General features: G+C 53.1%; 19 protein-coding genes. 14 read left to right on the top strand and 5 right to left on the bottom strand.

What is annotated here, in order from left to right; translation table 11 throughout:
* Window positions 1–35 precede the first annotated feature (35 nt).
* From AB4P97_RS23905 to AB4P97_RS23875, 7 genes are all read left to right on the top strand, one after another.
* Entirely contained in the window at window positions 36–1292 is a 1257-nt protein-coding gene (locus AB4P97_RS23905) for a TolC family protein (protein ID WP_034115515.1), read from the top strand.
* On the top strand, window positions 1289–2773 hold the full coding sequence (locus AB4P97_RS23900) for an efflux RND transporter periplasmic adaptor subunit (protein ID WP_034115514.1): 1485 nt from the start codon (window positions 1289–1291) through the stop codon (window positions 2771–2773). Before AB4P97_RS23905 ends, AB4P97_RS23900 begins: the two co-directional genes overlap by 4 nt.
* On the top strand, window positions 2770–5913 hold the full coding sequence (locus tag AB4P97_RS23895; protein ID WP_034115513.1) for an efflux RND transporter permease subunit: 3144 nt from the start codon (window positions 2770–2772) through the stop codon (window positions 5911–5913). Before AB4P97_RS23900 ends, AB4P97_RS23895 begins: the two co-directional genes overlap by 4 nt.
* Window positions 5914–6265: 352 nt before the next feature.
* On the top strand, window positions 6266–7432 hold the full coding sequence (locus AB4P97_RS23890; RefSeq protein WP_060480363.1) for an SAVED domain-containing protein: 1167 nt from the start codon (window positions 6266–6268) through the stop codon (window positions 7430–7432).
* A complete protein-coding gene (locus tag AB4P97_RS23885; protein WP_158830535.1) occupies window positions 7433–8683 on the top strand; it encodes a nucleotidyltransferase in 1251 nt (416 codons plus the stop codon).
* Window positions 8667–10451, top strand: a complete 1785-nt coding sequence (locus AB4P97_RS23880) for a ThiF family adenylyltransferase (protein ID WP_086794037.1) — start codon at window positions 8667–8669, stop codon at window positions 10449–10451. Before AB4P97_RS23885 ends, AB4P97_RS23880 begins: the two co-directional genes overlap by 17 nt.
* Window positions 10448–10930: a Mov34/MPN/PAD-1 family protein gene (locus AB4P97_RS23875; RefSeq protein ID WP_034115605.1), complete on the top strand. Its 483-nt coding sequence runs from the start codon at window positions 10448–10450 to the stop codon at window positions 10928–10930. The genes AB4P97_RS23880 and AB4P97_RS23875 overlap by 4 nt, the downstream gene beginning before the upstream one ends.
* Before the next feature lie 28 nt (window positions 10931–10958).
* Here AB4P97_RS23875 and AB4P97_RS23870 read toward each other — a convergent pair whose 3' ends face one another.
* A complete protein-coding gene (locus AB4P97_RS23870) occupies window positions 10959–11507 on the bottom strand; it encodes a 3'-5' exonuclease (protein WP_158830536.1) in 549 nt (182 codons plus the stop codon).
* 227 nt (window positions 11508–11734) lie between these two features.
* Between AB4P97_RS23870 and AB4P97_RS23865 the strand changes: the two genes are divergently transcribed.
* On the top strand, window positions 11735–12367 hold the full coding sequence (locus AB4P97_RS23865; protein WP_080963325.1) for an antitoxin Xre/MbcA/ParS toxin-binding domain-containing protein: 633 nt from the start codon (window positions 11735–11737) through the stop codon (window positions 12365–12367).
* Between the two features lie 288 nt (window positions 12368–12655).
* Here AB4P97_RS23865 and AB4P97_RS23860 read toward each other — a convergent pair whose 3' ends face one another.
* Window positions 12656–13063: a helix-turn-helix domain-containing protein gene (locus AB4P97_RS23860; RefSeq protein WP_042562261.1), complete on the bottom strand. Its 408-nt coding sequence runs from the start codon at window positions 13061–13063 to the stop codon at window positions 12656–12658.
* A 95-nt stretch (window positions 13064–13158) separates the two neighbouring features.
* Here AB4P97_RS23860 and AB4P97_RS23855 point away from each other — a divergent pair, with 95 nt between their 5' ends.
* Both AB4P97_RS23855 and AB4P97_RS23850 read left to right on the top strand, forming a co-directional pair.
* Window positions 13159–13599 (top strand): disulfide bond formation protein B, encoded by a 441-nt coding sequence (locus tag AB4P97_RS23855; protein WP_042561910.1) that lies wholly within the window; start codon window positions 13159–13161, stop codon window positions 13597–13599.
* Window positions 13596–14240: a thioredoxin domain-containing protein gene (locus AB4P97_RS23850; RefSeq protein WP_042561909.1), complete on the top strand. Its 645-nt coding sequence runs from the start codon at window positions 13596–13598 to the stop codon at window positions 14238–14240. The genes AB4P97_RS23855 and AB4P97_RS23850 overlap by 4 nt, the downstream gene beginning before the upstream one ends.
* A gap of 81 nt (window positions 14241–14321) precedes the next feature.
* Here AB4P97_RS23850 and AB4P97_RS23845 read toward each other — a convergent pair whose 3' ends face one another.
* Window positions 14322–14846, bottom strand: a complete 525-nt coding sequence (locus AB4P97_RS23845; RefSeq protein WP_162184570.1) for a hypothetical protein — start codon at window positions 14844–14846, stop codon at window positions 14322–14324.
* Between AB4P97_RS23845 and AB4P97_RS23840 the strand changes: the two genes are divergently transcribed.
* The 4 genes from AB4P97_RS23840 to AB4P97_RS23825 all read left to right on the top strand — a co-directional run bounded on the left by AB4P97_RS23840 (window position 14788) and on the right by AB4P97_RS23825 (window position 19064).
* Entirely contained in the window at window positions 14788–16881 is a 2094-nt protein-coding gene (locus AB4P97_RS23840) for a heavy metal translocating P-type ATPase (RefSeq protein WP_395602967.1), read from the top strand. The genes AB4P97_RS23845 and AB4P97_RS23840 overlap by 59 nt on opposite strands.
* Before the next feature lie 177 nt (window positions 16882–17058).
* Window positions 17059–17436, top strand: coding sequence for a zf-TFIIB domain-containing protein (locus AB4P97_RS23835; RefSeq protein WP_208101337.1), 378 nt, complete (start codon window positions 17059–17061; stop codon window positions 17434–17436).
* Window positions 17437–17572: 136 nt separating this feature from the next.
* Window positions 17573–18487: a cation diffusion facilitator family transporter gene (locus tag AB4P97_RS23830; RefSeq protein WP_042561907.1), complete on the top strand. Its 915-nt coding sequence runs from the start codon at window positions 17573–17575 to the stop codon at window positions 18485–18487.
* A 61-nt stretch (window positions 18488–18548) separates the two neighbouring features.
* Window positions 18549–19064, top strand: coding sequence for an ATP-dependent zinc protease (locus tag AB4P97_RS23825; protein ID WP_395601704.1), 516 nt, complete (start codon window positions 18549–18551; stop codon window positions 19062–19064).
* 239 nt (window positions 19065–19303) lie between these two features.
* Here the strand turns inward: AB4P97_RS23825 and AB4P97_RS23820 are convergent, their stop codons facing one another.
* Window positions 19304–20989: a phosphoethanolamine transferase gene (locus AB4P97_RS23820; RefSeq protein WP_158830538.1), complete on the bottom strand. Its 1686-nt coding sequence runs from the start codon at window positions 20987–20989 to the stop codon at window positions 19304–19306.
* A gap of 56 nt (window positions 20990–21045) precedes the next feature.
* Window positions 21046–21189, bottom strand: coding sequence for a hypothetical protein (locus AB4P97_RS23815; RefSeq protein ID WP_155401178.1), 144 nt, complete (start codon window positions 21187–21189; stop codon window positions 21046–21048).
* Window positions 21190–21932 lie beyond the last annotated feature (743 nt).

The raw sequence follows: 21932 nt of genomic DNA, 5'->3' as shown, positions 1-21932 counted from the left end.
GAGGCGCGCGGTGGATCATCACAGGAATCGTGACCATGAAATCCAAGTGCTATTGCACAGGGTGGCCCCTCGTGACCATCTTGGCGGCAAGCGTACTGGCCTTGCCGAGTCTCGCTGCTGCATTGACACTCGATGAAGCTTTGCAGCTGGCTGAAAACAATGCGCCGTCGCTGACTGCACAAGACGCGAAAATTCAGGCTGCCAGTAGTGCGGCCATCCCCGCTGGTGAACTACCCGATCCCAAGTTGCTGCTAGGCGTACAGAACTACCCCATTGGGGGCCCGGATCGTTGGAGCATCGACCAGGACTTCATGACTATGCGAATGGTCGGAGTCAGTCAGGAGATGCCCAACAGCGCCAAGCGCAAAGCCCGAGTCGAGGTCGCTGATGCGGCCATTGACCGCGCAGCCGCTGAGCGCCGGGTCGAACGTCTAAAGGTTCGTCAGGCCACGGCGTTGGCCTGGATCAACAGCTACTCGGTTGAGCGCAAAGACACGCTGTTTCAGGACTTCTACAAAGAAAACCGTCTGCTGGCCGATACCGTCCGGGCACAAATTGCCGGCGGCGGCGCTCAACCTGCTGATGCAGTAACGCCCAAACAGGAAGCGGCACAACTGGAAGAGCAGCAGGACGATCTGATTCGCCAGAGAGCGCAGGCCCGAGCGGCCCTGAAGCGCTGGATTGGACCGGCCGCCAACGACAAACCTGTGGGTAGCTTGCCTGAATGGCCTGTCGACGCATCTGGTTACTCTCATAAGCTGCAACATCACCCAGAATTGGCAGCGTTTGAACCAATGACCCGCGAAGCGCAAGCCAAGGTCCGTGAAGCCGAAGCGGAAAAACAGTCGGATTGGAGCTGGGAAGTCGACTATCAGAATCGCGGCCGAGAGTTCGGCGACATGGTCAGCGTGCAATTTTCATGGGATCTACCGCTGTTTCCTGACTCACGACAAAACCCCAAAATTGCAGCCAAGCACGCGGAACTCAACCAGCTTGAGGCTGAGCGTGAAGTCCTTTCACGCGAGCACACCCAGCAACTAGAAGATCAGGTGGCCGACTATGAGCGCCTGAATCGCGCCGTCCATCGATCCCAGAGCAGTCTGCTCCCTTTGGCTAAAGAAAAGGTCGAGCTCACTATGGCTAGCTATCGCGCCGGCAAGGGCGATTTGAACTCCGTCGTGGCCGCTCGGCGCGAGCTTATCGAAGCCCGACTCAAGCAGATTGATGTTGAAGAGCAGCGTGCTCTCACCAGCGCTCGCCTGTATTTCGCCTATGGGGAGTCCGCTCAATGATCTCTCGAACATGGAAAGGGGTTTTTGTTGTCAGCATCTCAATTGCTTTGGGAGTCGCCGGTGGTTACTGGTTGGCCCAACCGAGGGTGAGCGCAGTACCGGATGCAGCATCGGAGCAGAAGCCGAAGCCATCAGTCGATCGCAAGGTTCTGTATTGGTACGACCCCATGTACCCACAACAGAAATTCGATAAGCCGGGTAAGTCGCCCTTCATGGACATGGAGATGGTCCCTCAGTACGCGGATAGCAAGGGGGACAGCGCCACTGTTCGCATTGATCCAAGCCTGACCCAGAATCTTGGCGTGCGACTGGCTACTGTCAGTCGAGGTGTGTTTGATTCGAGTCTGGATGTTGTGGGTGTATTGACCTTCAACGAGCGCGACGTTGCCGTCATCCAGGCCCGTACGGCGGGTTTCGTCGAGCGTGTGTATGCCCGCGCTCCTGGCGATGTGATTAAAGCCAACGCCGCTTTGGCGGATATTCTTGTCCCGGAGTGGTCTGCGGCTCAGGAGGAGTTTCTCGCACTCAAGCGTAGTGGAGATGCGGGCTTGCTGGCAGCGGCTCGCCAGCGTTTGCGGCTCACCGGGATGCCGGCGGCATCGATTGCTCAAGTAGAGCGCAGTGGCAAAGTCCAACCAAACCTGACCCTCACCAGCCCCATCAGTGGGGTGTTGCAAGAACTCGATGTGCGCGAAGGTATGACAGTTGCTGCCGGCGAAACACTGGCACGCGTGAATGGTTTGAGTAACGTCTGGCTGGCTCTGGCGGTCCCGGAGACTGAATCGGGGTCGATTCAGCTGGGGCAAGTGGCTGAGGCGCGTTTGCCCGCGTTCCCAGGCGTCGTGCTCAATGGCGTGGTAAGCGCGATTCTTCCAGAAACCAATCCCGATAGTCGCACCCTTCGCGTGCGCGTCGAATTACCTAACCCAGAAGGCCGTCTAAGGCCGGGTATGACTGCACGAGTGAGCCTCAATCGCTCAACGGAGCAAAGTGTGCTGTGGGTGCCGAGCGAGGCGGTCATTCGCACCGGTCGACGTGCCCTAGTGATGCTCGCTGAAGGCGCCGGTCGCTATCGTCCCGTGGAGGTGCAACTTGGGCAGGAAGGCGATGGCAAGACGGCCATATTGAAAGGGTTGGAAGAGGGCCAGAAAGTGGTTAGCTCTGGCCAGTTCCTGCTCGACTCGGAGGCCAGTCTTAAGGGCATCGTGGCCAAATCAGAGGAACCTTCACCCACCAGTGCAGCTGCCGCGGGTTTGCATGAAGCGGATGGGCAAATCGTTGAGATCAACGATAAGGAAGTCACTCTCGCTCACGGCCCTTTCAAGACGCTGGGCATGCCTGGCATGACGATGACGTTCCCGCTCGCCAATCCCGCTCTGATGCAGGGCCTTAAAACGGGCGACAAGGTCCGGATAGGCGTGAATCAGACCGACGACGGATTGCGTGTTGAGCGTCTGGACAAATCAGGGGGCCAGCCATGATTGCTGCCCTTATTCGTTGGTCAGTAACCAACCGATTCCTGGTGCTACTGGCGACGCTGTTTATCACGGCCTGGGGCCTTTGGTCGGTGCAGAGCACGCCCATTGATGCGCTACCAGACTTGTCCGATGTGCAGGTGATCATCCGCACCCCTTATCCGGGACAAGCACCCCAGATTGTCGAGAACCAGGTCACCTATCCGTTGGCCACCACCATGCTCTCAGTACCAGGTGCCAAGACGGTGCGTGGTTATTCCTTTTTCGGTGACAGCTTTGTCTATGTGCTTTTCGAAGACGGCACTGACTTGTACTGGGCTCGCTCGCGGGTGTTGGAGTATTTGAGCCAAGTACAAAGCCGCTTGCCGGCCAGCGCCAAGCCGGCGTTGGGGCCAGATGCGACAGGCGTAGGATGGATCTTCCAGTACGCGCTGGTGGATCGCAGTGGCGGGCATGATCTGGCACAGCTACGCGCCCTTCAGGACTGGTTTCTCAAGTTTGAACTCAAGACCCTGCCCAATGTGGCGGAAGTGGCCACTGTGGGCGGCATGGTCAAGCAGTACCAGGTACAGCTAGATCCGCTCAAATTGGCCAGCCTTCGTATTACGCAGGCCGAGGTGAGCGAAGCGATCGGCAAGGCTAACCAGGAAACTGGTGGTGCAGTGCTGGAGATGGCAGAGACCGAGTTCATTGTGCGGGCTTCCGGCTACTTGAAAACGCTCAATGATTTTCGGGCGATCCCACTCAAGCTGGGATCGGGCGGTGTGCCGGTGAACTTGGGCGATGTCGCCACGATCCAGTTGGGGCCGGAGATGCGCCGTGGCATCACCGAACTCGACGGCGAAGGCGAGACGGTTGGCGGCGTGGTGATTTTGCGCAGCGGTAAGAATGCTCGCGAGACCATTGCGGCGGTCAAAACCAAACTCGACGAACTGAAAAGCAGCCTGCCGGCCGGGGTGGAAATCGTCACCACCTACGATCGCAGCAAGCTGATCGACCGTGCTGTGGAAAATCTCAGCCACAAGCTCATCGAAGAGTTCATCGTTGTCGCATTGGTTTGCGGGATCTTTCTTTGGCACCTGCGCTCGTCCCTGGTGGCGATCATTTCCCTGCCGGTCGGTGTGCTGATGGCCTTTATTGTCATGCGCTACCAAGGGATTAACGCGAACATCATGTCCTTGGGCGGGATAGCCATCGCCATCGGCGCCATGGTCGATGCTGCTGTGGTAATGATCGAAAACGCACACAAGAAGATTGAGGCCTGGCACGTCGCCAATCCTGGTGAGGAACTGAAGGGTGAGCGTCATTGGCATGTAATGACCGAAGCAGCGGCTGAAGTTGGACCAGCTCTATTCTTCTGTTTGTTGATCATCACCCTTTCGTTCATTCCGGTGTTCACCCTGCAAGCGCAAGAGGGGCGGTTGTTCGGCCCGCTGGCTTTCACAAAAACCTACGCCATGGCCGCCGCAGCAGGATTGTCAGTGACCTTGGTGCCGGTATTGATGGGCTATTGGATTCGAGGACGGATTCCTAGTGAAAAAAACAATCCGCTGAACCGCTGGCTCATTCGGATCTACCAGCCGGCTCTGGATGCAGTGCTGCGGCGACCGAGGATCACGCTGCTGGTGGCAGCGTTGGTGTTTTTTAGTGCGCTTTGGCCAATGTCGCGCTTAGGTGGCGAGTTTCTTCCGCCTTTGAATGAAGGCGACCTGCTCTATATGCCTTCGGCTCTGCCTGGATTGTCCGCACAGAAAGCGGCCCAACTGCTGCAACAGACCGACCGCCTCATCAAAACCGTGCCGGAGGTCGAACATGTCTTCGGTAAAGCGGGACGTGCCGAAACTGCCACCGACCCGGCGCCGCTGGAGATGTTCGAAACCACTATCCAGTTCAAGCCACAGGAGCAATGGCGCCCAGGCATGACTCAGGAAAAACTGGTGGAAGAGCTGGACCGAGTCGTGCGAGTTCCTGGGTTGACCAATATCTGGATACCACCGATTCGCAACCGAATCGATATGCTGGCTACGGGGATCAAAAGCCCCATTGGTGTAAAGATTGCCGGCACCAATCTGACGGAGATTGATTCCGCGACTCAGGCGGTCGAGCGAGTGGCCAAGAGCGTACCCGGTGTCAGTTCGGCGCTGGCCGAGCGATTGACCGGTGGACGTTACATCGACGTGGATATCGACCGAAAAGCCGCCGCCCGATATGGACTGAATATCGCCGATGTGCAGTCGATCGTGTCCGGCGCTATCGGCGGTGAAAATGTCGGCGAGACCATTGAAGGGCTTGCACGCTTCCCAATCAACGTCCGTTACCCTCGGGAATGGCGGGATTCGCTTGGCGCTTTGGAGCAGTTGCCAATCTACACCCCGCTAGGCAGCCAGATCACCCTTGGCACAGTGGCGAAGATCAAGGTCAACGACGGGCCGCCGATGCTCAAAAGTGAAAACGCACGGCCTTCAGGCTGGGTGTACATCGACGTGCGCGGCCGGGATATTGCCTCCGTAGTCGCCGATTTGCGCCGGCTCGTCAGCGAGCAGGTCAAGTTGCAGCCCGGCATGAGCCTGAGCTACTCAGGTCAGTTCGAATTTCTTGAGAGGGCCAACGCACGACTAAAACTGGTGGTCCCTGCCACGCTGCTGATCATCTTCGTCCTGCTTTACCTGACATTTGCCCGCTTCGACGAGGCCCTGCTGATTATGGCCACGCTGCCATTTGCCCTCACGGGCGGTGCATGGTTTCTTTATCTGTTGGGATTCAACCTGTCGGTTGCCACCGGGGTTGGCTTTATCGCCTTGGCCGGCGTTTCTGCCGAATTTGGCGTGATCATGCTGCTCTACCTGAAAAATGCCTGGGCCGAGCGTCAAGACCTCGGTGACAACACAGAACGCGGGTTAATGGCCGCGATTCGTGAAGGCGCTGTGCAGCGCGTTCGCCCCAAGGCCATGACCGTGGCGGTGATTATCGCTGGTTTGTTACCTATACTTTTGGGAAGCGGTACCGGCAGCGAGGTAATGAGCCGCATTGCCGCCCCGATGATTGGCGGTATGGTCACGGCGCCTTTGCTGTCGCTGTTTGTGATTCCGGCTGCCTATCAGCTCATGCGCCGTCGAAACCTATCCGCTGAGCTTGGCAGGGACTGACGCGGAGAAAATGCACAAAAGGGGCTGCTCTTGCAGCCTCGTTTGAGCTGCACAGCTCGTTTTCATCAGGCCTGTGCGCGATGTGTATTGAAATTAGCGAGTTTATGTCTTTTGCATAAACTCGCTAATTTCGATACATACGCTGTGGTCAGTGCCATTAACCCACCAGCACTTGCCAGAAAACGAACGCTGCCACCACTGCGTTTCGATGGGCCAAGAGCATTCTGGCTCAAAGCCGACTCAGCATTCGTCACCCTCATATCTCTCTTGAAATTGAGGCAAATGACCTTAATATGATCTTATCTTGCCATCATCGTTTTCAATCATGGATGTTTCTCGGGGGTAGGTCGGAATGGCAGAACAAGAAGACGCTAAGCCCGCAAGCGGGCGCTTCAACACAAATGATGAGACGAAGCGGATCGTATGGACACAGACCGCTGGTCATTGTGAACTGTGCGGTACGGATCTGACGTTCGACTATCGTGCCGGCAAGCCAATGAGATGGGGCGAAGTGGCGCATATTCTGCCCGCCAGTCCCAAAGGCCCTCGGGGACGCGCGGATCATGATGCTGAGGCGCACACAAACGATACCGCTAATCTGATGCTCCTGTGCCCAGGTTGTCATGACAAAATTGATCGTGACGCAGATGGGTATCCTGAAAATGATTTGAGTGGTTTACACCAAGCGTACCTGGAACGCATCCGACTCGCCGCAACGACCCCCGATGGTGGTAGAGCCATTCCTCTCATCGTCCAAAGTCAGCATTTTCAGACAATCAACGATATTCCCGTTCGCGATCTGTTGACTGCGATGTCCGCCGAGGGATTAACCGCCTTCGATCAAGGCATCAAAATCACTTTCCCTGCGCCAGGACCACGCGGCCGCGACACTACCTATTGGCTGAACGTCAAAGACAGCATCCAGTATGAGCTGGAACAGCAACTCAAGCGTCGCGGCGGTACCTACGGCGACTCGCCCGCGCTGGCAGTAGTCGGCTTGGCCGACATCCCGGCTTTGATGATGCTGGGCCAGAGTATCGGCGACCGTTCCAAGCGCTTGATCTTCTCCTTTCACCGCGAACATCGTTTGCGCTGGCCCGATCAGTCCGCTGAGCCGCCCGTTTTTTTGTTTACACCTCCCCCCGAAGGCGACGGGCCACTGGCGCTGGTGCTCTCCATTTCTGCGCAAGTCCCAGTTCGCGACGTGACCGACGCTCTGCCGGGTGCACGTATTGCAGAGCTGTCGATCCCAGAACCAAGCTATGCGATGGTACAGAACCGTCGAGTGATTCATGCCTTTCGCGACGCACTTCAAATACGACTGAGTCAGCTTGAAGCTCTGACTCCTGACCCTATCCACGTCTTCGCCGCTATTCCTGCGGCATTGGCCATCGAGTTTGGCGCGTTGCTCACAACGCAGCATCAACATACGTACCTGATCTTCGATCGGGACAAAGAAAACCAGGATCGGTTTACGCAAACACTGCAATTGGGCTCGGTGGCCCAGGAGGCTAGGTAAATGCTATTGAGCAACGAACAGACCAAGCGCAGCAGTTGGGAATATTTTCTGCTTCGCGCCGCGCGGGAAATCTCGCTGTCGGAAGCGCAGTACGAAAAAATAAATGACCGCTACTCCCAACTGGAAAAAATCCTCTCGGCTTCCGACAACCCGCTGCTCGCTGAGGCCCATATCTTCGTTCAAGGCTCGATGCGGCTGAAAACGACCATCAAGCCAATCCCCGGCGCGCCTGCGGATCTGGACACCATTGATGCGGACGCGATTATCTGGCTCCCTCACGCTCAAGGCGCTAGTGCGAAGGAAGTTCTAGAGGCGATTGAGCAGCGTTTTAGGGAAGGCTCCCGCGTTCAGGAAGAAGTTAAACAATTACGTCGGGGCATCCGCATCGTTTATGCCGACGAAAATCCAGGCTTCCACATCGACGTCACACCTGCACGCGCGATCAACGGAAATGGCGAAGCAAACGGCGAGGGTAAGCTGGAGGTTCCGGATCGGGTCACAGGGTGGAAAGCAAGCAGCCCTATTCCTTACTCGAATTGGTTGCAGGTCGCTTCCGCCCAGGAAATCTTTCTGGAAAGCTTGGTGATTGCCAAAAGCCAGAGAATGCTTGATGCCGCGACACAAGATCCTTTGCCGCACTATCAGGATTACATCGATCAAGATCCCCTGCGCGCGACCATAAAGCTGCTGAAGCGGCATCGCGATGAATGGGCTATCAAGACAAAAAGCGCTGATACTCGCCCAATTTCTGCGGTCATTACGACCCTGGCCACTCACGCATACCTGGATGTCGTGAAAGAGTCCCAGTCAAAGCCATTGGCACCGCTCGATGCAATTTTGGAAATCGTTCGCAGAATACCGCAGCACATTGCGTATAGAGGTAGCGATTGCTTTGTCTGCAACCCTGCCGATAACGGCGAAAACTTTGCAGAGAAGTGGAATCGACCGGGTGAGGGGCAAGGCTATCGTCAAGCATTTTCCAAATGGCATGCGGACGCCAGTGCTTCTGTGTCATTAGGTTTGGAAAGTTTTGAATCCAATGATTCTTTTGCCGAGGCAGTGAAAAAGAACTTCGGTATTGCGCCGGCGTTCATCACAACAGTAAACAATGAAATCCCTGCGAATTGGACGATGCCTGGCCGACCGGATGGCACTACTCGAAACTCTGCTTCGATGGGTTCGCTCTTCGGAGGGGCCAGCGGTGGCGGAACCTCTCAGTCGAGCGTAAAGCCAGTTGGACGCCTTGGCTGATCCTCTTAAGACGCCATTGCAGCGCGGAATCGCCGCACTGCGAGATACCCTAGGTCAGGATGCAGCTGATGCATTGCTCCAGCCCGCACCCATGCGGGCTGACGAAGCGGCGTGCTTTCACTTCCCCTTGCCCATCGATTACACGGGGCAGGAGCGGCGACTGCGTATTGGTTTCCCCTCCAACTTTCCCCGTGGGCTCTTGCGGCTGAACGTCGAACCTTCTCCATGGCTGGTTTGGCCGCATGCCACTAAGTCGGGGCTTTGCCTTCATGGCTTTCAGGAACGCCCCATTATGGGCTCCCCGGAGGTCGTGGTAGAGGACAGCCTTGCTCGCTTGGCCCAGATCGTTTCGTTGTCCAAGATGGGATCAAGTCAGGCAGCGCGCGATATCGAATTTCAGAATGAGATCACTACCTACTGGTCTTTTCAGCACGGACAGTCGTACCAGAACCTTTTACTTTTGGATCGACCTCAGGCTGCCTCGCAGTTGTTTGCTCTCAGCGATCCGCGCCGGGCTGTGCCATCCGGTCAGGAAACGGTTTGGCTAGCATCGAACATAGCTGCACTCAAAGGGCATTACCGACGGGTTGTCGGGCGCTCCGCTGTCATTCGCGCGGCCGAAACTCCTGGTTTTTACGTTAAGCTTCAGACTTATCCGGATATCCGCACCCCGGATCCAGAAGATTTATTGCTGTGGCTCACGCCACACCTTCAACCAGACGATGCCGAGCAATTGCTGGCATGGTTTGAGCTGCATGGAACGTTGGCGAGTCGATGGATTGTCCTGGAGCTTCCTGGGGGGACGGATGCTCCAACTTATTGCCTCAATGTGCGCTCGCTTGGCGTACAGCAAGAGCGGGGGGCAAAGTTTGGCTTGCGCACAGCGCGCCGCCGGCCAGCCATCGCAAATGCACATCCTCCGGCACTTGTCCGCGCAACTGCCCTAGACGTGCTTGATCGTGCGTCCATTCTGTCCCGCGATATAAGCGGCACTGCAAAGCACCTTGAAAATGCTCGGGTCGTTTGTGTTGGCGTTGGCTCGTTAGGCAGTGCGGTGGCAATACAACTGGCACGCTCCGGTGTCGGCCACCTTACCCTCATCGACCCTGACACTCTGGTGTCAGCCAATCTGGGTAGGCACGTTCTGGGAGCGGATAGCCTAGGGAGGCTGAAAGCCTCAGCGTTGAGGGACAAGATTCTGTTAGATCTTCCGACTACAGAATGCACCGCTTATTCGACTTTCGCCGAAGTAGTTATGAGCAGCAAACCAGAAGTGTTCGATAACGCAGATCTTGTGGTGATTACGACAGCGGACTGGCAGTCGGAGGTCACTGTATGGCGAGCCAAATCCAGCGGCGTTTCTTGGGGACTTTTACAAGCCTGGAGCGAACCGTATACCCAGGTAGGCCACGCGCTATTCGCACCAGCCGGTACCTTTGATGGCCGTCATTTATTCACGGACATCGGCGATTTTCTTCATAAGTTTACCGAGTGGCCGGGAGGAGGTGTGGTTCCACTGCCCGCTTGTGGGGAGAGCTTTATTCCAGGCGGATCGCTGGGGATGACCAATATCGCCTCTATGGTGTCGCACACGGCTTTACGTGCATTGACCTGCAACATCACCACTGCATCTTGGGTCAGCAGTATCTACAGGCCTGAAGATGTGCCGAGCCTAGGAGGCCAATACCATGGGCCCAAACTTCCAGAGGGGGCGCAGCAACTCCTACTCGAGCGCGGATGGCCGGAACATAAGGATGAAATGGTATGACGGATATCGCATGGCGCTGGCGATGGCCGGAGGTGAATACCGAGCTATTGGTGTCCCAAGCTGTCGCGAACATCTTCGATAGTCATCGGCAGGGCCTTTTTGGCGTGGAGCGAGGGGGACAGTTATTCGTCAATCCGGTTGATCCGAAAGGTCTGCTGTTGGCCTTGGCCACGGTGCCTCATCGCGCCGATCGGTCAGGTTGGTCTTGGCTAGAGTTGGATGCGGAGCGGTGCCGTCAGGAGATCAGGGCTGCCAACGAACAAGGGTTACGTCTGGTGGGCTACTGGCATACACACCCCCAATCCGTTCCGGTGATCTCTCCGGCAGATATCGGAAGTTTCTCCAAATTTGCTGCACGTTACACGCAGGATTTGCCGCACCCGATAGCCGTTATTGTCGGCAAGTCCGAAAAACCTGAAGGTATCAAGGCGTGGTCGTTCAGGGACGGCCGATATGTTGAGGCAGCCTGGGTCAGATGAGCTTTAAGTCCGTGAGGTGGAAGGCAGGTCAGCGTTTATCTTTACCCGCTAGCATCAGGGCGAAGAGCTCTGCCTGAAAGCGGGCATCATCCAATGCGTTATGGTTCGGCTCGCTGAGTGGCTTCAGCGCAGCGGTCATCTTGGATGATTTTGTTTCCTGCCAGCTGCAACCTAAAGCGCCCATAAAGTAGGCCTTCATGTCGATGGCGGTAAAACCAAAGGGGTTGGTTTCCAGGTATTTGTGGAAGTAGTAATTGACGAATGACCAGTCAAACGGCGCATTGAGTCCTACGAAAATGACCTTTTGCCCCGTTTGGCAGGACGATTTCAGCCATTCACCAAATGTCAGCATCGCCTGTTGCGGAGTGAGTCCTTCGCGCTCCAGCTTCTCCAGACTCAGCCCCGATACTGCCAGTGCTTCTGGGTCGTGTTTTGGACTGTCAGGTCGTAGTTCAAGATAGATGGACGTGGCAGGTTGATCTACAAGGCAAGCTCCAATGGAAAGCAGGCTGTATTCGCCTGGTATAGGTCCAGAAGTCTCGACGTCGACGGAAACATAAAGCTCATCAGGGTTCATGTCATATCCTTTTCGTGTAGTTGCCAGATCACGCTCAAGCTCGTAACCATGTGACGGTGGAAAGGCGGCAAAGCCATTGCCCCATTTTTTGCTGTTGCACTCGCTATCCGGCGTTCGAGCAGCGGCAGTGCATGTCTACTGGAGGAGTGCACGTTCCTTTGGTCAGCTCTGCGCCCGAGCATAATGATGTGTGTCATTCTCTAGTCGCGGATGAGGGCCGGACAATCATGAGCGAGCATTGGATAGTCAAGTGCCAGAATACTGAGGACGGTACTGGCGACATCATCATTGACCTACCTCCAGAGTTGCTTGACCAAATGGGGTTAGGTGTTGGTGATCATTTAGAGCTAACGATAGCGAATGGCACATTAGTGCTGACGCCCATGAACAGTGCAATATCAGTACGGCCGATGTTTGCTGGAGTCCTGCGTGAGGATGCCTATCATGCTTACCGCAAGCGGTTGGCTGCGTATCTCCATATCCCTTCCAACGCTTCGGATCAAGACATTCACGACATGATAGTAGCTGGCTTTTCGGCCGGCCTGATTTCATCGCTTTGTGCTGATGGCACCGTAAATCCGCAAGAACGCGACATAATCATTCACCCCAAAACGCTCAAAACAAAATTGGCAAGCGATCAGCTTTTAACGTCGGATGAGAGCGATCGCCTGTTCCGGTTCGCACACATTACCGCCATGGCCGAGATCATGTTCGGGGACGAAGGGAAGGCCAAACAATGGCTTTCCAAACCCAAAGCCCGTTTTTTGGGAAAAAGCCCACTGGCAATGGTCACTACGTCTCACGGCACACATCTAGTTGAAGAAATGCTGATTCAGGTGTCTGAAGGCATGTCATTTTAATCCTGCCACAGTTAACAGTGTGGACGGAAATAACGGGCAGCAGCATGCCCACTTCTATGACTATCACTGAATCTGAGAGTCAATCACTATGATCAACGCAAACGCTCTAGCCGGTATAGGCATCAAAGCCCAAGCGTTGGTTCATCCCTCAACGGCGTGCGTTACGTCATTGCACCTGCGACTCTTGATACCGCCAAGACGGAGTCGAAACCACCACATAGTCGATATAAATGATCAGTTCATTCAACAGGACTCCCGCCAAAATTGTGGGGTGGCCGGTTAGCATCCTTAACGGGGATTGGACATCGACTCGATAATACGGCACTGCTCGATCACGCCGCCCTCGCAACAAGCAATCAAACGCTCCAACTCCACCTCCAAGCCTTGCAGGTCTCGGATGCGCATTCGAACCTGCTCTAACTGCCCCTCGATTTTTGCGTCCACCCTGGCGCAGGAAGCGTCGCGGTTATCCGCAAAGCCCAGCAACTCTCGAACATCGTCAAGGCTGAAGCCCAGTGTGCGGCTACGTCGGATGAACAATAGACGGTCGCGCTCCTCGTCGGTGTAGAAGCGATAGCCTGATGCTGAACGCCCTGCAGAAGGCAGGAGGCCGACCTGCTCGTAATAGCGGATGGTCACCGCTTTGGTATCAGTCGCCTTCGCCAGATCACCGACTGTGTATTTGGTCGAACTCATTTCGCTTGACCTTATAGTTGCTAGAATCTTCATTCTACGCGCCTTAGGCGATAAGCAAATCTGCGTGCGCTCAATAGAAAAGTGGACTGAATCCTATGGAAGCCCCCTTAAAACAACATCAATCCGGAGCTTGGGCGCTGTTGCTCTGTGCCTGGTTGCTTGCTCTGGTATCAACAATCGCCGTGCTATTCGTTGGTGAAGTCATGGGGCAACTGCCCTGTGTGCTCTGTTGGTTTCAACGAGCCTTCATGTTTCCACTCGTCCTGGTATTGGGCGTCGCCTGCTGTTTATCGGACACCGGTGTTTGGCGCTATGCACTGCCATTAGCAGTCATGGGTTGGCTCATCGCTCTGTATCACAACCTGCTTTATTTCGGACTGATTCCTGAAAGCATCAAACCTTGCGGGGCCGGCCCTTCCTGCTCCGGTGCCGACATGACCATCCTCAGTGGTGTTCCGCTGCCACTTTTATCGCTGGGCGTGTTCAGCCTGCTGATCATTTTTCTCGTTCTTATCCGTCGGAGATTTACCGTATGAGCAGACGCGCCGTCGTCCTCTCCATCAGCGTGCTAGCCATCGTAGGCTTTGCCGTCGCAGCATTTTTCTACAATCGTGCTGCCACTGTGCCCCAGGCTACAGCACCTGTACCGCAAACCAGCGCGCTAGTGCGGTTTAACTCACCAAGCTTCGGCCCTGCCGACGCCCCGGTGACAATCGTAGAATTCTTCGATCCATCTTGTGAAAGCTGCCGTGCCTTCTACCCTATCGTCAAAAAGATGATGTCACAACACCCAGGCGATGTTCGCTTAGTGCTGCGCTATGTGAAGCTTCACGTAGGGTCTGAAGAAGCCATACGTCTGCTCGAGGCTTCACGTAAGCAGGGTGTTTTTGTGCCGGTACTTGAAGCTGTCCTCGCTGCTCAACCGCAGTGGCATGACGATGCGAAAGCATCAGCAGCTTGGGACGTAGCGGCCCAAGCGGGCTTGGACGTGGCTAAGGCTCGTGAGGACATGATGTCGCCGGAGATCACCGCCACGATAGAAAGAGATGCCGCTGATGCCAAAACTGTAGGTGTGAAGGGAACACCGACATTTTTCGTTAACGGTAAACCCCTGACTAACTTCGGCGCTCAACAGCTCTACGATCTGATTTGGAGCGAAATCAACCAAGCTCGTTAATAAGGGCGCGTGCGGAATGCGGAATGAAAAAAGCTCACCGGGCTCGACAATCCGCTTGACCTTATAGTGGCTATAGGGTGTTCACTCTTCACAATAAATTGTGGAGAGTGCCTTTATGAAAAGCTGTTGCGGTGATGAACAAACACCGAAAAGTGACGCCGCCGTTGAGGTATTTGACCCGGCAGCACCGACCGGCTGCTGTGCACCTGCCGCGACTATGTGTAATACAACTACAGCACAGTCCAACAGTAGTTGCTGCTCCGCGAAAACTTTGGACGTCAGCTCAGCGCCTTCTTCAGTAAAGGGCGCGGGTTGCTGCTCCCCCGGCTCCGATATCAGTAAATCGAACTGCGCTGTCGTAGCACCGCCATCTGCCCTGTACAGCCTTGCCGAGCCGAGCCAGCCTGCTGCTACGGTTGATAATGACCTTTTTATCGATGCTTGCTGCCCACCATCTGCTGCGGGTAGTCCCAAAGTCGGCATCGAAAACGTGTCTCCCACCAATACCGACGAAGCGACTCGTTTCAGCAGTTTCAGGATTGGGCAGATGTGCTGTCCTTCCGAGCAGACCATGATCGAGGACAAGCTCGCGAAGATGAGCGGCATTCAAAAGCTCGAGTTCAACATGATGAACCGCACGATGGCTGTCTGGCACGAGCTATCCGACACCTTGGGTATCGAGGCAGCAGTGCTATCGCTGGGCATGCACGCCGAACCTTTGACGGCTAATGGCAATGCAACCAGCGCAGATACGCCAGAAGTCCTTCCCCAGGCGGAATCACCTAAGAGCACATGGTGGCCATTAGCGCTTTCCGGTGTCGCTGCCGTGGGTGCTGAAGTCCTGCACTTCACTAACTCCGCGCCTGAATGGGTGATAGCGGTCATAGCCTTGTTCGCCATCGTGCTCTGCGGGCCTACGACCTACAAGAAGGGTTTGATCTCGATCAAACACCTCAACCTGAACATCAACGCGCTGATGAGCATCGCGGTTACCGGAGCGGTGTTGATCGGACAGTGGCCAGAAGCCGCGATGGTCATGTTTCTCTTCACCGTTGCGGAAATGGTCGAAGCGAAATCGCTGGATCGTGCGCGCAATGCGATCAAGGGGCTGATGGACTTGACCCCTGAACGAGCTACCGTGCGCCAACCCAACGGTAGTTGGCTGGAAGTCGATGTAAAAACGGTCGAGATTGGGGCCTTGGTTCGTGTCCGCCCCGGCGAACGAATTGGCCTGGATGGTAAAGTCTCTTCTGGTAACTCTACTGTTAACCAAGCGCCCATCACGGGCGAGAGCTTGCCCATCGAAAAAGATGTCGATGATCCTGTCTATGCCGGCTCCATTAACGAATCCGGCTCCTTCGAGTATCGAGTGACAGCTGAGGCCAACAATACGACCCTTGCTCGAATCATTCACGCGGTTGAAGAAGCCCAAAGTTCGCGAGCTCCAACCCAGCGGTTCGTTGATAAGTTTGCCAAAATTTATACGCCAGGGGTGTTCTTTTTCGCCGTCGCGATTGCGGTATTCCCACCACTGTTTATGGGCGGATTGTGGACTGACTGGATCTATCGTGCACTGGTGCTTCTGGTGGTTGCTTGCCCTTGTGCGCTGGTCATTTCCACTCCGGTGTCCATCGTCAGTGGTCTGGCGGCAGCGGCTCGCAAAGGCATTTTGGTTAAAGGCGGCATCTACCTGGAAATAGGCGCCAAGCTGAGTTTCGTCGCGCTCGATAAAACCGGCACCATTACCCATGGGAAACCGGTTCAGACAGACTACATTCCGGTAGCCGAAGACTCAGAGGTACATCCTCAGATTGTTGCCGCCAGCCTCAGTGCACGCTCGGATCACCCCGTATCACAGGCAATTGCCAAGTACGAAGGCTCGGACGCATCAACGTTCCTGCAAGTGGAGAGTTTTGAGGCCCTTCCCGGTCGCGGGGTAAAGGGGATGATTGAAGGCCAGCTCTTCTACCTGGGCAATCACCGACTGATCCAGGAGTTGGGGCTCGGTACTTCGCAGTTGGACGAATCTCTGACTAGCCTGGAGCGCCAAGGCAAAACAGTCGTAGCCTTGACCAGCGCCAGTCAGGTTTTTGCGTTGTTTGCTGTAGCCGATACCGTAAAGGACTCAAGCCAGACAGCGATCAAGGAGCTGCATGCATTGGGTATCAAGACCATGATGCTTACAGGCGACAATTCGTACACGGCTGATGCGATTGCCAAACGAGTTGGGATAGATGAGGCGCGGGGAAACTTGTTGCCCAGCGACAAGCTTTCAGTAATTGATCAATTGAAGGGCCGTAAGCACGTGGTGGGGATGGTCGGTGATGGGATAAACGATGCACCTGCATTGGCCAAGTCTCAGATCGGATTCGCCATGGCCGCGGCTGGCACGGGAACCGCTATTGAAACGGCTGACGTTGCTTTAATGGATGATGATCTGCGCAAGATTCCGGCCTTCGTCCGCCTGTCACGCGAGACAGCTGTGATTCTTAAGCAAAACATTTTGTTCGCCTTAGGTATTAAGGCCATTTTCCTTGTGTTCACCCTCATGGGTTTGGCCACCATGTGGATGGCTGTTTTTGCAGACGTTGGAGTGAGCATACTTGTCGTGCTCAATGGACTTCGATTGCTAAAGAAGTAGATCGCGAGGTGAGGATGAAAGATAAAAGCGTCTTCGCCCGGCCAAGCAACTTTGTGGATGGCTCTTTTCGCCGATATGGGGACGAGCCCGCTTGTGGTATTCAATGGACCACAACTATTGCGGTATTGATTCGAAAGCTACATTGTCAAAATTGATTACTCACATAAGGAATTAAATATGCAATGTCCTATCTGCAAAGATATAGCTTTAGTAATGACTGAGCGCCAGAGCATAGAAATTGACTATTGCCGCAATGCCGCGGTGTCTGGCTTGACCGAGGTGAACTCGACAAGATTATTGAGCGTAGTCAGCGACAAGAGACCGTTAGATTGCTTCCACAGAACCTCACATCACCTGTCCAAAGTTCGACGCCAGCAGAACAACCTGGTTACAACCAGTACGGGAATAAGCATGGTCATGGAGATCGAGGGAGCCACAGCGGTGGATGGAAAGAAGGTGGCCATCAAAGTCAAAGTGGGCATCAGGGACAACCGAGTCGCAAAAAATCGTTTTTGCAGGAACTATTTGATTAAGATGGCGATTTCTCGCTTATGATCTGAATACTACATCAAACCAGTATCCACCTTTGAATGATTGGTTTGATGATATGGAACGGTTTGGGTGCTAGTAGGTCTTTATATTCTACAGTCCACTCGTTGGATCTTCATTAGGCTACATTTGGGGAAAAATCATGAGTTCAGGGCACAGTCACGGTCAAGTACGTGCGGGTCATGAAAAGATGTTATGGATCGCACTCGCCCTGACGACAAGTTTTATGATTGCTGAGGTCATCGGAGCCTTTGTCACGGGCAGCCTAGCCTTACTGTCGGATGCTGCGCATATGCTGACAGACGTTGTGGCTTTGGCAATATCCTTGCTGGCTATTCATATTGCCAAACGCTCTGCTGACAGGAAGCGCACGTTCGGGTATGCACGATTCGAAATACTTGCAGCCACATTCAATGCTGTCTTGTTGTTTTTAGTCGCTATATACATTGTCTATGAAGCGTATCTTCGACTTAACGCCCCCGCAGAAATTCAGTCGACGGGCATGTTAGTAATTGCAGTGATGGGACTGATAGTTAACCTCATTTCAATGCGTCTGTTGAGTGCCGCTAGTGGGGAAAGTCTCAATGTGAAGGGCGCTTATTTAGAGGTTTGGAGCGATATGGTGGGGTCTATTGGCGTCATCATTGCAGCGCTTGTAATCCGCTTCACCGGTTGGAGTTGGGTTGATTCACTTGTTGCAGCAGGTATCGGATTCTGGGTGCTGCCTAGGACTTGGTCACTGCTCAAGGAAAGCATGAATATATTACTGCAGGGCGTTCCAGAGGGCATCGATATTCAAAAGGTGGAGGCGAAAATATACGGAATCGTAGGAGTAAAAAATGTGCACGATTTGCATATATGGGCTTTAACCAGTGGTAAGAGTGTAATGAGCGTTCACCTGGTCGCTGACTATACCTCCCGCAGTGAACAAGATATTTTAACTGAAGTCACGTCGCTTATGAGTGAAGAGTTTCAGATCAGTCATACTACTGTACAAATGGAAAAAGCAGATTTCCATAGCCAATTAGTTGACGATTATGAAGGCAAGGTCCACTAATTGAGTTCCATTTTTAAGACAAGTTGTTATTTCGGGGATCCACCCCAGAGGGCTAGTTAAAATGAAAAAAATTATTTTAAATTGTGCTCTGCTGATAATGCTTTTGTCTCTAACAGTAGAGCCGGTTTTGTCGAGCCCGGCTAGACCAGAAAAGGTATTCGGGTGGATTGAAGAAGGGATACTTTTACCAGAAAATATCGCCGTGAAAATAAAGTTGGATACTGGGGCTCTTACGTCATCCATGGATGCGAAGGACTTAAAAAGATTCCAAAAAGATGGAGAAGAATGGATTCGGTTTAACGTTAAAGTCAAAGACACCAAAACTAAGAAGGTGAGTAGCGCACTCTTCGAACGACGGATTGAACGAAATGTAAAAGTTAGAGGTGCCGGCGGCGTTGAACATCGTCCAGTCGTCATGATGACGATGTGCATAGGAGATAAAATTTATAAAGAGGAATTTTCTCTGAAAGATCGAGGCGAGATGAACTATCCCGTACTGATAGGACGCCGAACATTGGAAGCTTTGGGAGCGGTCGATGTTTCGCGCAAATTCACCGAGGAACCCCACTGCAGTTAATTTTAAATATATTTATATTATAGTTTTAGAGTTACTTTATTTGCAAAGCACCTGGAAGGCATACTCGTATTGAGTGTTGCAAAGGCCGACTGAATCGTCAAATAAAAAGACGGACAGTCGGTCGCAGTTTTTTTAGATGCTTGAAAACTTACCATTCTAATATGAATGGCTCTGAGTGGAGTGTGCGTTAATTTTAATGATGATCTTTAGACTTCATTCTTGCCACTAGTTGGCTGCTATTACTGCTGCTGGCCAGTCATTGAAGTAAGTTTTAATGAGGCCAAGGCTTTGGATTGACATGCGCTAAACAGATCAAGCTCAGGTCGATATGCCGAAGTTTGGATATTCATCAATCCTAATATCGAATGGAATAAGTTGTCATGGGATAGTGATGCGCCTCGCTGTTCCCTCAAGCATTGAACGTCTAGTTTTTGACGAGATTGCATGTTTTTGGAGATCCAGAGAACCATGGGAATGCTAGTCTGCTCTTTGGGCGCCATAGCATAAGGCAGTCCGTGCAAGTATATCCCGTTCTCGCCGAGAGACTCACCGTGATCAGAGACGTAAAGCATAGCCGTATCAAAGCGCTCAGCGTTGCGCTTTAGCAAGTCAATCGTTTGTCCAAGTACATAGTCTGTATAGACGATACTGTTATCATAGGCACTGACTATGCTCTCGCGCGTACATCGCTCTAGTTGGTTATTATCACAAACGGGACCAAATCGCTCGAATTCGCGTGGGTAGCGCTTGTAGTAGGATGGGCCGTGACTACCTTTCATGTGGAGAACCACGACTGAATCACCCTGTTGTTGATCCAAGTAAGCTTGCAGGTCTTGCAATAAGACTTCGTCGTAACACTCGCCTGCTCTGCATAATCCTGATGTTTTCTGATTGTTCAATTTCTCATTTTTTACTCGGTCACAAATACCTTTACAACCCGAATTGTTATCTCTCCAAAGTACCGATACTCCGGCCCGCTGCAACACGTCTAATAAGCCTTCTCTCCGTAACGCCATACCGTCTTTATAGCCTTGTTTACCCGCATCCAAGAACATGCAAGGTAAGGAGATTGCCGTAGCTGTTCCACATGAACTGACATTGGCAAAACTTAAGACACCACGCCGAGTCAATTCCGGATTGGTATCGCGTGTGTAGCCATTAAGCGAGAAGTTCGCGGACCTAGCGGTTTCACCCACAATTAACAACGTCAGGCGTGATTTTTTTACACTCGCAGTAGTTTCTCCTTGGCGGGCATCAGCACCAATGATTTTTAGTTCTGTGGGCTGTGCTAGCTGGCGACGCATATACCCATGGATTGCCGAAACCACATTCGAAGGAACTAACATCAATCTGAGTTCGCGATGGTTACGTACGAGCGATGCATAAGATTGGTAAAGCGTAAATACGATGATTGCCAAACAGGTAAGTGCTACCGCCAGCCCCATCAATCGATGAGCAAGCGCGCGGGTGCGCGATCGTTGTATCAAACGGACTCGGGTGATAAGCAGCACCGGTAGAACACCAAAACCCAGCATCCATCGCAGTAACTCCCAGTTCAGCAGGTCCGTGGTCTCAGAGATGTCTGTTTGAATAACATTCGTTAGCATGCTGTAGTCAATTACAATGCCGTAGCTATTCATAAAGTAACTCGCTGCTGCCGCAACCAACAGAACAATGGCTAGCACAGGCTTTATGAAGCGTCCCCAAGCCATCGCGCTGAGTAACACGTACAGCCACATCAACACGAACCAAGGCAGGCTAAGCACAAATAAGATGCTTCCGTCTTGTAGGCCTCCCACGCTTTTCCAAACAACTCGCCAAAATGGCCAGTTACTGAACAACAGAAGCCAAGTTGAAACTGCAATAATTAATTGATTGCTACTGAGTATAATTTTCGTACTCAGAATTGGTATTTTTTTATTCATGGGTATCTCGGAATATCTCGACATGATCGTGCGCGCAAACTGTCACTGGACTGCCGCTACGTTTTAGGGAAGAAAAAATCAGCAACAGAGCGATGTAATTCATGGATGCACCAGTGACCCTCAACGCTTTCCTCGGTTGGTTGAAGCTCCACGATTAGCCAAACCGCCAAAACGCCAAAACCGATGAGGATTTTTTTCATGAGATGCCCCCCAAGTAAGTGTTGTACTGATAGATCCGCTCGACTTGACTTAAAAAACAATTTTTTTTGGAGCGAAATGATGGTGGTTGGGTCGCGGGGGTATGGTTTTCTTGCTGACGTTGCGCATCTGTCTTAGTATCGAAGGCATAGGTGATGACGTTGTTTAGATCACTATTCTGATAGGCGCGACTAGTTGTCTAAAAAGGAATTCTAGTTGCGGATGAGAGACCAAAGCGGTCTTGATGCGCTTACCAAGTTCACCACTTTCGAATGCCGATAATCCTCATTGCGCGAAACATCGCCGTACTCGCATAACGCACACTCCTCGGAGTCAGGCGACGCCTTGCAGTTGATTTCAAATATTCGTTGAAAGCTTTGGCAGCCGTTTTTAGTACGGCATCGGGGTTCAAACTCTGTTAAAGCCTGGCTGCGCTATTCTGTATTTCCCGCTCGGCGTCTGCGAGTCTTGGCTCATTTGATAATACGGGTTGGTGACTGTTCCTCGTCTTACATTGGCTGGCTCATGCGCGGTCGTCATCAATGATTCCCGAGGCAGGGAATCAGCCGACCACAACATTTTTCTAATGCGAGATGGCATCACAAAATTTTCGCCCCCAAGGCGCGCCGTTTTCATCGTTTAACAGTAGGGACATCTGCAGCGTCTAGAGTGTTTAGATATATTGCATGCTCAATGTACTGCATAAGAGTTATCGCGAGGGTGACTGAAGAATTACAAATTTGTA

Source organism: Pseudomonas sp. A1230 (assembly GCF_044218825.1).
GTDB classification, from domain to species: domain Bacteria; phylum Pseudomonadota; class Gammaproteobacteria; order Pseudomonadales; family Pseudomonadaceae; genus Aquipseudomonas; species Aquipseudomonas iridis.
Note: the sequence above shows the minus strand (reverse complement) of the source record. Positions and strands in the feature narration are given on the sequence as shown.